The organism is Pseudomonas sp. MWU12-3103b, assembly GCF_023100615.1.
GTDB classification, from domain to species: domain Bacteria; phylum Pseudomonadota; class Gammaproteobacteria; order Pseudomonadales; family Pseudomonadaceae; genus Aquipseudomonas; species Aquipseudomonas putida_A.
In genome coordinates, this window is record NZ_JALMEY010000012.1 from 56217 (window position 1) to 68556 (window position 12340).

Genomic DNA, 12340 nt, shown 5'->3' on the forward strand with positions numbered 1-12340 from the left:
TCGCGAGCAAGCCCGCTCCCACAGGGACTCTCGGCGGCAGGTCAGTGCGCGATCACGGCACGCCCCACACCTCTGACAATCATCTCCACCTCTCGCTCATCAATCGTCAGTGGCGGCAGCAGCCGTATCGTCTTGCCGCGTGTAACGTTGATCAGCAATCCATGATCCCGCGCAGCAATCAGCGTCAGATCGCGGATCGGCTGTTTCAGCTCGATGCCAATCATCAAGCCCTGCCCACGAATCGCCAGCACGTTGGGGTTGTCTGCCAGTTCGGTACGTAGACGAGCCAGCAAGCGTTCCCCCTGTACCCGAACATTTTCCAGCAAGTCTTGTTCTTCAATGATATCCAGCACCGTGCAACCGACCCGGCAGGCCAGCGGATTACCGCCGAACGTACTGCCATGGCTGCCGGGGGTGAACAGGTCCGCCGCTCTGCCCCGCGCCAGACAGGCGCCGATCGGCACACCATTGCCGAGGCCTTTGGCCAGGGTCATGACGTCCGGCACGATACCTTCATGCTGGAACGCAAACCACTGGCCAGTACGGCCGATACCGGTCTGGATTTCGTCGAGCATCAGCAGCCAGGCGTGCCGATTGCACAGATCGCGTAGGGCTTTGAGGTAGCCGGGCGGCGCCAGTTGCACGCCGCTTTCGCCCTGGATCGGCTCGACCAGAATCGCCACGATGCGCGCGCCATGCTTGTGCTGTAGCTGATCCAGCGCCGCCAGATCACCGAAAGGCACTTTGACGAAATCCCCCGGCAGATCATTGAAGCCCAGACGTACCGCCGGCCCATCACTCGCCGACAACGTACCGAGCGTGCGGCCATGAAATGCGTTGGCCATGACCACCACCAGCGGCTGTTCGATACCTTTGCTCCAGCCGTACAAGCGCGCAAGTTTCAGTGCGGTTTCGTTAGCCTCAGCACCCGAGTTATTGAAGAACGCGCGATCCATGCCCGACAGCTCAGTCAGCCGTTTGGCCAGTTGCTGCTGCCAGTCGATGCTGTACAGGTTGGAGGTGTGCAACAGCATTGCGGCCTGCTCGCTGATGGCAGCGACAATCCGCGGGTGCGAGTGCCCGACATTGGTCACCGCGACCCCGGCGACGGCATCCAGATACTCACGACCGGCCTGATCCCACAGGCGAGTGCCCAGGCCTCTGGTGAAGCTCAAGGCTAGCGGTTGGTAGGTGTTCATCAGGGCGGCGGTCATGACTTCAAACTCCAGTGAAGGTCGGTGTGTTTGCAGTATGGTTAGCCACCAGAACTGGATAAACTCGGCAAAACTTCATTCATTTAAAAGCTGAGCTTGATAATGGACCTGTTGCAGGCGATGAGCGTGTATGTGAAGGTCGTGGAAGCCGGGAGCATGACGGCGGCCGCGTTGCAGTGCGAAATGTCCACAACCATGGTCGGAAATCACCTGCGCGCACTGGAGCAACGGCTCGGCGTGCAATTGTTGCAGCGCACCACCCGCCGCCAGCGGCTTACCGAGTTCGGCAGCGTTTACTACCAGCGCTGTCTGGACGTTCTGGGTCTGGTGGCCGACTCCGAACGCTTGGCCGAACAGGCCCTAGACGAGCCGCGCGGCCTGTTGCGCATCACCGCGCCGCTGACTTTTGGCGTCGAACGTCTGGCCCCGGCGCTCAGCGAGTTTTCCCTGCAATACCCGCAGGTGAAAATGGACGTGGTGCTGACCAACCGCCGTCCGGACTTGCTGGAAAGTGGCCTCGATGTAGCGTTTCGGCTGGGCCATTTCGAGCAGTCGAACCTGATCGCCCGGCCGCTGATCGACTACACCCTGACCGTGTGCGCTTCGCCGGCTTACGTCGCCCGACGCGGCATGCCGATCACCCCGGAAGACCTGCAACAACACGACTGCCTGTCCTTCGCCTACCCTGCCGGCGATGACTGGCAATCAGTGGAAAAACGCTGGCGCCTCAGCGGCCCGGACGGCGAGATTCTGGTCGACGTCAGCGGCCCGATGCTGATGAACACCTCCGCCGGCCTGCATCAGGCGGCACGCACCGGGATGGGCATCGTGATGCTGCCGGATGCGCTGGTGGAACAGGATCTGCGCGACGGCAAACTGGTGACGGTGATACCCGATTACCAGCCACCGAGCCGCCCTTTGCATCTGTTGTATGCCCCGGATCGTTATCGTTTGCCGAAGCTGCGGCGCTTCGTCGAGTTCGCGATGAAAACCTGGGGCAGATCCTGACTCAATTGCTATCGACTACGCTCCGGTGATTGCCGACAAGGATGCTGTTATCGATGAGAAACGACCTTACCGTACGCGATCTGTTGCCCGACGAAGTGGAGCCAGTTCGGCTGTTTCTCGGCCTACATGGCTGGGGACACCGAACAGGCTCCAGCGACTACTTCACTCAACTGATCGAAAACTCGCAACGCACTGCCGTCGCACTGAGCGGAGAAAAAATCATCGGTTTTGCCCGAGGCATCACCGATGGTTTGTCCAACGGTTATCTGTCGATGGTCGTAGTTGATGGCCAGCATCGGCGCGCCGGCGTCGGGCGCGCACTGGTCGAGCATGTCATGGGGGACAACCCCGAGATCACTTGGGTACTACGCGCCGGGCGCGAAGGTGCGGAGGCGTTTTTTGCCAGTTTGGGGTTTGAAACATCGGTAATTGCCATGGAGCGACCGCGCTTGAAATAACCGCCGCCGAACATGGCAACCGCTATGATTCATCTTCTCTTTCAAGCACGGACGCCAATTGATGCTGATCACTCTGCAAAACACCCCTCTGTGGGTTTATGCGGTTTTCCTGGTACTCGTTTATTTCGGGATCAAGGCTCGCACGCCCAGCCCCAAGAGCCGTTTAGCAATGCTGGTCACGCCACCAGTGTTAATAGCCTGGTCTCTCTTCTCAATAAATCTGACGCTTAACCCAGTCCTGTCCCTCAGCTGCTGGATTGGCGCCCTCTTGCTGGGCGGCGTTACGGCATGGCTAATGTTTTCGGCGCAATACGTGACGCTTGATGATTCGCAAACAGGACTGATCTTGCCCGGCACTTGGAAAGTGTTGATGTTGTACCTGCTGTTTTTTGCCGTGAATTACTACTTCGGTTATCAGGATGACGTGCATCCGGAGCAAGCCTCTGCTCTGGATACGCTGCTGTTCAAAGCTGCAGCGTCAGGTTTCGTCTGTGGGTTGATCGGCACTCGTTCGCTGAAGTACTACCGTTTGCTGCGCACGCTTCAGTCCCAACGCCGGCAAATAACCTCGCAGTAATTCAGGAACCAGTTTTCACCAACACCGGTTTCTCCTGATAACGCTGCGCAAACAACTGCTTCAACTGCGCGACCTTGGGCATGTCGTTGATCACGATGTACGGATAGCTCGGGTGTTCGGTGAGGAAATCCTGGTGATAGTCCTCCGCCGGGTAGAAACCGTTGTAGGTTTCCAGTTGGGTGACGATCGGTTTGCTGTAGGCATGCGCCGCGTCGAGTTGGGCGATGTAGGCCTGGGCCACCCGTTGTTGATCGGCATTGACCGGGAACAGCGCCGAGCGATATTGCGTGCCGCTGTCGGGGCCTTGGCGGTTGAGTTCGGTCGGATTGTGGGCCACCGAGAAGTAGATCTGCAGCAGGCTGCCGTAGCTGACTTGCGTCGGGTCGAAGGTAACTTGCACGGACTCGGCGTGACCGGTATCGCCTTCGCTGACCCGCTCGTATTGCGCCGTGTTCGCTGCGCCGCCGGCATAACCGGAGACGGCTTTCTGCACGCCTTTGACGTGCTGGAAAACCCCTTGCACGCCCCAGAAACAACCACCGGCGAATACCGCCGTTTCACTGTGCGCCTGAGTGGTTTCGTCGAGGGCTGGCGGCGGGATGACCACCGCGTCCTCTGCACCGAAAGAGAACGCCGAGCACTGACCGATCACACCGGCCATGGCGACGCCGAGCAGTGCACGGCGCCAGTTGTTTTGAGCTTTCATGTTGCGCACTCCCGATCAGCCGAAGGTGAAGGCGTAAGCCGATACGCCCGGGTCAAGAAATTCGATGGTGAAGGTCCGGTCCTTCACCTCGTCGGTTTGCCGTACCAGTTGATACAGGCGCTGCTCGGTCACGCGGCCGCTGCCATCCGCGGCGACATCCACACCATGGGCGGCACCCGGCGCCTGACCGTCAATCGACACGTTGAAACGCACCGGTTTGCCATCCGCACCCGGGCCCAGCACCAGATGCAGATCGCGGGCGTGGAAGCGGTAGACGATGCGACTGGCCGGCGCGCTGGCGGTGGCCTGCTCGGCACCGACGGCCCACTGGCCGCCAAGGCTCCAGTCATTCAAAGCCAGGTTGGCGGGTGGGTTATAGGTCGCGACCTTGTCAGGCACCAGCCCGGTTTCCGGTACGAAATGTTCCGCACGCTGGTAGCCGACGTAGGTTTCCGGTGACAGCACCTGATTCATGTCCGGCGCCTGTTGCACGCCTTGGGCATCGGCGTTGATCAGGCCATCGGCCACGGTTTTCGCCCCGGCTTCACGCAGTAACTGCTGGATGACCCGCTCCGATTCGGCGTAGTCGCCTTCGCCAAAATGGTGGTAACGAATCCGTCCTTGAGCATCGGCAAAATAATGCGCCGGCCAGTATTCGTTGTTGAAAGCACGCCAGATCTTGTAGTCGTTATCGATGGCGACCGGATAGTTGATACCCAGCTCCTTCATGGCTTTAGTGACATTGCCCACATCGCGCTCGAAAGCGAACTCCGGGGCGTGCACGCCAATCACTACCAGGCCTTGATCGCGGTACTTTTCCGCCCAGGCTTTGACGTATGGCAAGGTCCGCAGGCAGTTGATGCAGGAGTAGGTCCAGAAATCCACCAGCACCACTTTGCCCTTCAATGCATGGGCGTCCAGCGGTGGCGAATTGAGCCATTGCACGGCGCCATTGAGCGGCGGCAACTGGCCTTCGACCGGTAGTGTTCCCGGTGCCTTGTCGGCAACTTTCATCGCCCCGCCGGCAGCAGGAATCTGCGCCATCATGGTTCCGTTGCCCGTCGGCGATTTGCTGGTCAGCTTGCCGACCAGCGCCTGTTCAATCCCGCCCGTGGAAGCCGTCGACAGCCGCGCCAACAGCCCGGTGTCGAGGCCCAGCGCAATCGCTGCGACACCCGCGAGCATCGCCGCCCCCAACCCGCGCCGGATCCACTCCCCCGTACCGATCGAGCGCTTCATCAACGCAAAGACCTTACTGCCCAGCAGCAGCGCCGCCGCCAGTGAAGTCGCGGCGCCCGCCGCGTAGGCGAGCAACAACAGCGTGGTGGCGATGCTTGCCCCTTGCAGCGCGGCTCCGGTCAGAATCAAACCGAGGATGGGCCCGGCGCACGGTGCCCAGAGCAGACCCGTGGCGACGCCAATCAGAAACGAGGCGCCGGGACGCGGACGATTGTCCTGGCCCGCGGCTTCGGACAGCCGACTGCCGGCCGAGACCAGCGGTCGCGTCAGGCGCTCGGCGAGGCGCGGCAGCAGCAGCGTCAGCCCGAACAGTGCAACGAACAGCAACGCGAGCCAGCGCCCGTACTGATTGACTTGCACCACCCAACCGCCGCCCACCGCCGCCAGTGTGGCGACGAGGGCGAAAGTCAGCGCCATCCCGGCCAAGAGCGGCAAGCCACTCTTGATAAACGGCTGCCCGGTGCGAGCGAAGACAAAAGGCAGAACAGGCAGGATGCACGGACTGACGATCGTCAGCACACCGCCCAGATAAGCGAGAACCAAGAGCCACATGGTGTCGTCCTGTAGAAAGTGAACATCGAAAAATGGCCATGGCTCATGCCGCTACGGGTTTGAACGTCATCGCCAGGCCATTCATGCAATAGCGCAGGCCGGTGGGTTTCGGGCCGTCGTCGAACACATGTCCCAAGTGCCCGCCGCAGCGTCGGCAGTGCACTTCATTGCGTGACATACCGAACGATCGGTCCTGACGCGTGGCCACCGCATGTTCCAACGGTGCCCAGAAACTCGGCCAGCCCGTGCGGCTGTCGAACTTGGTCGCCGATGAAAACAGCGCCAGATCACAACCCGCGCAGGCGAATGTGCCGTTGCGATGCTCGTCGTTGAGCGGGCTGGTATAGGCCCGTTCGGTGCCTTCTTCGCGCAGGATGGCGTACTGCTCGTCCGAGAGCAGCGAGTGCCATTCACTGTCGCTGTGGCTAACCTCGAAAACCTCATCGGCATGGGCTTGCTCGATCAGTGCGGAGCCCGAGGAAAATTTTGGCAATACACCCGCCACCAGAGCTGCAACCCCCAGCCCGCCGCTCGCTACGAGAATCTGTCGCCGTGAAAACATGGCCGTCTCCAAAAATTCCAGGTGCCTGTCATGGAACACAGCCTACGCTTGGGTTGATCGCCAAATCCTCACGGGAAGTTAACGAATTCGTGATAACTCGCCCCGAGGAAAACCCGCACAATGCGCTCACTGCGCCGAAGGATTGAGCTTGATGGAATTAACCAGACGCATCCTCGTGGTCGAGGATGACCAGCACATCGCCGACTTGATTTGCCTGCACCTGCGCGATGAGCATTACGACGTCGTGCACTGCGCCGATGGCGACGAAGGCATGCGCCTGTTGCAACAGGGACAATGGGATGCACTGATCCTCGACCTGATGCTGCCGGGGGTCGACGGCCTGGAAATCTGCCGCCGCGCCCGGGCGATGGCGCGCTACACGCCGATCATCATCACTAGCGCCCGCTCCAGCGAATTGCACCGCATTCTGGGTCTGGAACTGGGTGCCGACGATTACCTCGCCAAACCGTTTTCAATGCTGGAACTGGTGGCTCGGGTCAAAGCCTTGCTGCGCCGGGTCGACGCCATGGCGCGCAACCTGAAGATGGACGCCGGCAGCCTCAGTCTCGATGGTTTGAGCATCGACCCGATTACCCGCGACGTCGCCCTCAATGGCGCGCGTCTGGACCTCACTCCGCGAGAGTTCGACTTGCTGTATTTCTTCGCCCGACAGCCGGGCAAGGTGTTCTCACGCATGGACCTGCTCAACGCGGTATGGGGTTACAGCCACGAAGGCTACGAGCACACGGTCAACACCCACATCAATCGCTTGCGGGCGAAAATCGAAAGCGATCCGGCGCAACCGACCCGCATCCTCACCGTGTGGGGCCGAGGCTATAAATTCAGTACGGAACAACCATGAAACTGACCCTGTCGCAGCGCCTGTCGCTGGTGTTCGCCGTTTTGCTGCTGGTGTGCTGCGGCACCTCGGCATGGCTGCAGGTGCGCTCCAGCAAGATGCATGAACTGGAAGTGGTGCAAGGCCTGTCGCGGGATCTGGCGCAGCACATCGCCCATGACACGGTGCTGATGGACAGCCATGGCCTGATGCCCGGCGCCGTGCGCGAACTGTTCAGCAAGCTGATGCTGGTCAACCCGAGTGTCGAGGTGTACCTGCTCGACAGTGAGGGGCGGATTGTCGGCAACGCGGCGCCCGAAGGCCATCTACGCCGGGAGACCGTCGATCTGGCGCCGATCCGCCGCCTGCTCAATGACCAGCCGCTGCCGATCCTCGGCGATGACCCGCGCAGCGTCGACGGGCGCAAGGTCTTCAGTGCCGCGCCGTTACGGGTCAACGGCAAGCCCGCCGGTTATCTGTACGTGGTGTTGCTCAGTGAAGAACACGATCGTTTCGCCGAACGTGGCGCGACCAGTGCCGCGCTCAACACTGCATTGCTGTCGATCGGACTGGTCGCATTGCTATGCCTGATCGCCGGTCTCACGGCGTTCAACCTGATCACCCGGCCACTGCGCCGATTGACCGAAACCGTCAGCCGCTTCGACATTGATGGCGCGCCGCAACCTCTGCCTGCACCGTCAGCGACTGTGGATAAAAGCGCTGACCCGGATGAAATCGCCGTACTCGATGGCGCCTTCCGGCAGATGCAAAACCGACTGGGTGATCAGTGGCGCTCGTTGACCCGCCAGGATCAGGAGCGCCGCGAACTGGTGGCGAACATCTCCCACGACCTGCGCACACCGCTGGCCTCGCTGCACGGCTATCTGGAAACCCTGTCACTCAAGGACGCCACACTCACCGCCGAAGAACGCCGGCGTTATCTGGGCATCGCGCTGGATCAGAGCCGCAAGGTCGGCGGGTTGGCGCAATCGCTGCTGGAGCTGGTGCGTCTGGAGCACGGTTTCGTGCAGCCGGTACTGGAACGCTTCTCGCTGATCGATCTGCTGCAGGACATCTTCCAGAAATTCGAACTGGCCGCCGAAGCCCGCCATGTCGAACTCAAGGCCAGCTTCGTCCCGAACCTGCCGACCGTCTGCGCCGACCTCGGGTTGATCGAACGGGTGCTGACCAACCTGGTGGATAACGCTTTGCGCCACACGCCTGCGGGCGGTGAAATCGAGCTCGACTTGAAACCCCAGGGCGCCTTGGTCGAAGTCACGGTCAGCGACTCCGGCCCCGGCATCGCTCCGGATCTGCGCGAAGGTCTGTTCCTGCGTCCGTTCAATATTGGCGGCGCGCGGCGTGACGGTGGACTGGGCCTGCGGATCGTCCACCGCATCCTGCAACTGCACGGGCGTGAGATTCAGTTGATCGATGTCGCCGGGCGCGGCGCGACTTTCCGCTTCACGCTGCCGACCGATCAGCAAACCGCTGAACAGTGGATGGTGCGCTCGATGAACCTGAACACGCCGGACAAATAATCCGCACCACCGGACTGTTGTTCCGTGACAACGCCGCCCCGCTCCCCTAAATTAACCGGCCTGAAAAAGACCTCGCGCTTTCTCGTTTCCACTCAAGTTAAAAAAGTAGTGAAATTTCAATGTCCGATTTCAACACCGCTGAATCCGTAGTCACCGAATCGTCCAAAGCGGAATACGAAAACTCCATCAATCTTTCACAACACCTTCCACAAGCCAAAATCATCAGCGAGATGGTGCTGGATGCTTTCCAGTCGACCCGCGAAAGTGACCAGATCCGCGAGCTGCGCGCCGCGATCCGTCAGGCGCACGACAGCTTCGATGACGACAAGGCCTACGAGCTGATGGGCGAACTCAAGCGCCTCAAGGACGCCGAGGCCGCCGACCTCGCCGCCCTTGAAGACCTGAGCAGCAAGTTCTCGATCGGCCGCATCCTGTCCTGCTTCAAGGACGATCCGGCGTTCCAGGAAATCGTTTACGGCCTCGCGCTCAAAGTGCTGAATCAGACCCACCAGGCGATCAGCAATCCGAGTGGCGGCAAGGGCAAGGCTGCCAAGAAGAAAGAACTGGAAATCTTCACCATCAGCAAGGACGGCAGCAGCGTGACCCTGCCGCTGCGCACTCCGCGTTCGCGCCTGAACGTTGACCGTGAAGCGCTGGAGTTCCTCGGTTTCACCTTCGTCGGTGAAGGCGAAGAAGCCGAGCTGGAAGGCGAAACCTTCCTCGACAACGCCGGCACCGAACACGCGATCAACCGCAAGAACATCATCACCGCCCTGCAACAGCAAACCGCGTTCGATGGTTACAGCATCGCCGCGCAGTAATCCCGGCGCCGACAAAAAAGCCCCGCTCTGAGATTCAGGCGGGGCTTTTTGTTGGGCGGCGCGGCGATCAGACTTCCGACTGCACCGCCGCGATCATGTCGACTTCAATCGCGGCGTTCTTCGGCAACTGATAGACACCGACCGTAGTGCGAGTGTGCCGGCCGGCATCGCCGAGCACATGGCTGAACACGTCCGATGCGCCGTTTGCCACCTCGCTCAGGTCAACGAAGTCCGGGGTCGACTTCACATACACCGTGACCCGCAACAACGCTCGAATCTTGTCCAGCGAACCCACCGCATCGACAATCAGCGCCAGGCAGCGCATGGCACTGATGCTCGCGGCAGCCTGGGCATCCTTGAGCGTCAACTCCAACCCGACGCGACCGGGATACAGAATCCTGCCATTGACCCGCGGCACCATGCCGCTGATGTACAACTCATCGCGATGGCGGATCAGCGGCGCGTAATTGCCGCCGGCGGTGTTCTCGCCATAGATGTCGTAGTTCAGCTCGTGTGCCAGGGCAATGAAACGTTCGTCGCAGGTCATCCTCTCAGTCATTTCGCCCAGCCTTTTGATCAGTGCATGAAGAACCGCAGGTTAAGACCGATGATTGCCGGAGATCCGATTTGTGGCAGGTCATCGACATAGTTGGATCCAAATCTAGGTGTTTCACGAAGTGATAGCAACCGGCCGCTAAGGCATCCTTCGCCACATTTTCACGATGTGCCGCCATCTCTGCGACGCCCTGCATTAATTCAGCAAACAGATCGCGCTTTTTCATCCAAACCTGCCCCATTAGAAAATAGCCTCTGGGATCCTAACTAATGAAAAGTTTTCCGAAGGTAGGAGATCTCTCTATAAGCAGACAGTCGTTTCCCAAAGACACGCTCAACCTTAAATAGCACCCAACAAAAAACCCCGCACATCTCTCAATGTGCGGGGTTTTTCGTGAAGCCATCCAGCCTTACGGCGCGTACGTCAGCAACAGCTCGGCCGGCACCTTGAAGTCCAGGGACATCATGACGCTCAGGGCGGTGATGGTGAAGATCGAGAACACGAACAGCTTGCGTGCCCAGACCGTGTCATCCACCGCCTTGTAGCCGGTCCAGGCCATGTACAACCAGTACATGCCCATGGCCGCGGCGACCGCGAGGTAGCTCATGCCGGCGTAACCGCTGAAGGTCAGCATCAAGGTCGCCACGAGGAACGCCAGGATGTAGAGCAGGATGTGCTTCTTGGCCACTTCGATTCCGCGCTTGACGGGCAGCACCGGAATCGATGCGGCCAGGTAGTCGTTGAAACGGAAGATCGCGATGGCGTAGGAATGCGGCATCTGCCACAGGCTGAACATCACCAGCAGGGTCAGTGCGGCCATGTCGAAGCTGTTGGTTACGGCAACGTAACCGATCACTGGCGGCATGGCGCCCGACAGACTGCCCACCAGCGTGCCGTGAACCGACTTGCGCTTGAGGTACAGGCTGTAGAAGCCGACGTAGATGATGAAGCCGATTACCGCGAACAGGGCGGCCAACGGGTTGGCCACCTTGTACAACAAGGCAACGCCGAGAACACCCAGGATGGTCGCGTAGACCAGGGCCAGTTTCAGGGAGATCAAGCCCTGCACCAGCACCCGGTTCTTGGTGCGTTCCATCTTCAGGTCGATGTCGCGGTCGATGCAGTTGTTGAACACGCAACCGGAGGCCACAACCAGGGAAGTGCCGATCATGGCGGCCAGGAACACCGCCAGATCTACATGCCCTTTCGAGGCCAGGAAGAACCCGCCTGCCACAGAAAGCACGTTACCGAAAATGATCCCCGGTTTGGTGATTTGGATAAAGTGCTTGAGCGACATCGGGTCTACCTCACTTCGCCATCATGTACGTGTGGATGCTGAACATGATCCACAGCGACAGGCCAACCAGCAGCAGGATCACGATGGCCGTAAAGACAAACGCGATCACGTTGTTACGTTGTGCAATCGAACGGTCCAGGTGCAGGAAGTAGTACAGGTGAACAATCACCTGGATTACTGCGAACAACAGAACGATTGCCAGCGTGGTCGACTTCGGCAAGGTCGGGAACATCACCAGGCCGAACGGGATGGCAGTCAGGATCACCGACAGGATGAAGCCGATGGCGTACGACTTTACGCTGCCGTGGCCAGCATCATGGCTGTCATGGGAGTGTGCATTAGCCATTACAGAGTCCCCATCAGGTAAACAACGGTGAATACGCAGATCCACACCACGTCCAGGAAGTGCCAGAACAGGCTCAGGCAGCTCAGACGGGTCTTGTTGGTCGCCGTCAGGCCGTGCTTGTTGACCTGGTACATCATGATGCCCATCCAGATCAGACCCGCAGATACGTGCAGACCGTGGGTACCGACCAGGGTGAAGAACGCCGACAGGAAGCCCGAACGGCTAGGACCGAAGCCCTCGGAGATCAGCAGGTGGAACTCGTTGATCTCCATGGCGATGAAGCCTGCGCCGAGCAGGAAGGTCATGAACAACCAGCCCAGAACCTGCTGCTTCTTGCCTTTGTACAACGCCAACATGGCGAAGCCGTAGGTGATCGAACTGAACAACAGCAGAGCGGTTTCGCCCAGCACGTATGGCAGTTCGAAAATGTCGTGGCCCGACGGGCCACCGGCGACGTTGTTTACCAGTACTGCGTACACCGCGAAGATCGACGCAAACAGAATGCAGTCGGTCATCAGGTAGAGCCAGAAACCGTATACGGTCATCTCGCCCGAGTCGTGGTGATGGTCATCGTGCCCATGGTCACCATGGGCGTGTCCAACATTGGTCACTAAGTTCGACATGG

The 12340-nt window shown here is 59.9% G+C and carries 15 protein-coding genes; 6 read left to right on the top strand and 9 right to left on the bottom strand.

The window, feature by feature from the left end; translation table 11 throughout:
* Nucleotides 1-41: 41 nt before the first annotated feature.
* Entirely contained in the window at nucleotides 42-1214 is a 1173-nt protein-coding gene (locus tag M0808_RS18735) for an aspartate aminotransferase family protein (protein ID WP_247842119.1), read from the bottom strand.
* 102 nt (nucleotides 1215-1316) lie between these two features.
* Here M0808_RS18735 and M0808_RS18740 point away from each other — a divergent pair, with 102 nt between their 5' ends.
* From M0808_RS18740 to M0808_RS18750, 3 genes are all read left to right on the top strand, one after another.
* Complete coding sequence (locus tag M0808_RS18740; RefSeq protein ID WP_097086174.1) at nucleotides 1317-2222, top strand: LysR family transcriptional regulator; 906 nt, start codon at nucleotides 1317-1319, stop codon at nucleotides 2220-2222.
* 53 nt (nucleotides 2223-2275) lie between these two features.
* Nucleotides 2276-2680 carry a GNAT family N-acetyltransferase gene (locus tag M0808_RS18745; RefSeq protein WP_135296511.1) on the top strand — a complete coding sequence of 135 codons (405 nt, stop codon included), beginning with the start codon at nucleotides 2276-2278 and terminating at the stop codon, nucleotides 2678-2680.
* 61 nt (nucleotides 2681-2741) lie between these two features.
* Nucleotides 2742-3257: a hypothetical protein gene (locus tag M0808_RS18750; protein WP_135296512.1), complete on the top strand. Its 516-nt coding sequence runs from the start codon at nucleotides 2742-2744 to the stop codon at nucleotides 3255-3257.
* A 1-nt stretch (nucleotide 3258) separates the two neighbouring features.
* On the opposite strand, the gene msrA is transcribed toward M0808_RS18750, so the two are convergent.
* The 3 genes from msrA to msrB are packed head-to-tail and all read right to left on the bottom strand — an operon-like array spanning nucleotide 3259 to nucleotide 6316.
* Nucleotides 3259-3963 carry a peptide-methionine (S)-S-oxide reductase MsrA gene (gene msrA / locus M0808_RS18755; RefSeq protein ID WP_247842120.1) on the bottom strand — a complete coding sequence of 235 codons (705 nt, stop codon included), beginning with the start codon at nucleotides 3961-3963 and terminating at the stop codon, nucleotides 3259-3261.
* A 15-nt stretch (nucleotides 3964-3978) separates the two neighbouring features.
* A complete protein-coding gene (locus M0808_RS18760) occupies nucleotides 3979-5754 on the bottom strand; it encodes a cytochrome c biogenesis protein DipZ (protein ID WP_247842121.1) in 1776 nt (591 codons plus the stop codon).
* Between the two features lie 43 nt (nucleotides 5755-5797).
* Complete coding sequence (msrB, locus tag M0808_RS18765; RefSeq protein ID WP_096795498.1) at nucleotides 5798-6316, bottom strand: peptide-methionine (R)-S-oxide reductase MsrB; 519 nt, start codon at nucleotides 6314-6316, stop codon at nucleotides 5798-5800.
* Nucleotides 6317-6467: 151 nt separating this feature from the next.
* Here msrB and M0808_RS18770 point away from each other — a divergent pair, with 151 nt between their 5' ends.
* The 3 genes from M0808_RS18770 (at nucleotide 6468) to M0808_RS18780 (ending at nucleotide 9516) form a co-directional block, all read left to right on the top strand.
* On the top strand, nucleotides 6468-7178 hold the full coding sequence (locus M0808_RS18770) for a response regulator transcription factor (RefSeq protein WP_223007999.1): 711 nt from the start codon (nucleotides 6468-6470) through the stop codon (nucleotides 7176-7178).
* Entirely contained in the window at nucleotides 7175-8695 is a 1521-nt protein-coding gene (locus tag M0808_RS18775) for a HAMP domain-containing sensor histidine kinase (RefSeq protein ID WP_247842122.1), read from the top strand. Before M0808_RS18770 ends, M0808_RS18775 begins: the two co-directional genes overlap by 4 nt.
* Before the next feature lie 119 nt (nucleotides 8696-8814).
* Nucleotides 8815-9516 (top strand): hypothetical protein, encoded by a 702-nt coding sequence (locus tag M0808_RS18780; RefSeq protein WP_247842123.1) that lies wholly within the window; start codon nucleotides 8815-8817, stop codon nucleotides 9514-9516.
* Between the two features lie 67 nt (nucleotides 9517-9583).
* Here M0808_RS18780 and M0808_RS18785 read toward each other — a convergent pair whose 3' ends face one another.
* The 5 genes from M0808_RS18785 to cyoC form a co-directional block, all read right to left on the bottom strand.
* A complete protein-coding gene (locus tag M0808_RS18785; RefSeq protein ID WP_135296519.1) occupies nucleotides 9584-10075 on the bottom strand; it encodes a RidA family protein in 492 nt (163 codons plus the stop codon).
* A complete protein-coding gene (locus M0808_RS18790; protein ID WP_147304791.1) occupies nucleotides 10068-10298 on the bottom strand; it encodes a hypothetical protein in 231 nt (76 codons plus the stop codon). Before M0808_RS18790 ends, M0808_RS18785 begins: the two co-directional genes overlap by 8 nt.
* Nucleotides 10299-10481: 183 nt before the next feature.
* Nucleotides 10482-11369, bottom strand: a complete 888-nt coding sequence (cyoE, locus tag M0808_RS18795) for a heme o synthase (RefSeq protein WP_003227980.1) — start codon at nucleotides 11367-11369, stop codon at nucleotides 10482-10484.
* Between the two features lie 10 nt (nucleotides 11370-11379).
* Nucleotides 11380-11715, bottom strand: a complete 336-nt coding sequence (gene cyoD / locus M0808_RS18800; RefSeq protein WP_003227981.1) for a cytochrome o ubiquinol oxidase subunit IV — start codon at nucleotides 11713-11715, stop codon at nucleotides 11380-11382.
* The gene (gene cyoC / locus M0808_RS18805) at nucleotides 11715-12338 is read right to left on the bottom strand and encodes a cytochrome o ubiquinol oxidase subunit III (protein ID WP_003227982.1); all 624 of its coding nucleotides are present in this window, start codon (nucleotides 12336-12338) and stop codon (nucleotides 11715-11717) included. Before cyoC ends, cyoD begins: the two co-directional genes overlap by 1 nt.
* Nucleotides 12339-12340: the final 2 nt, after the last annotated feature.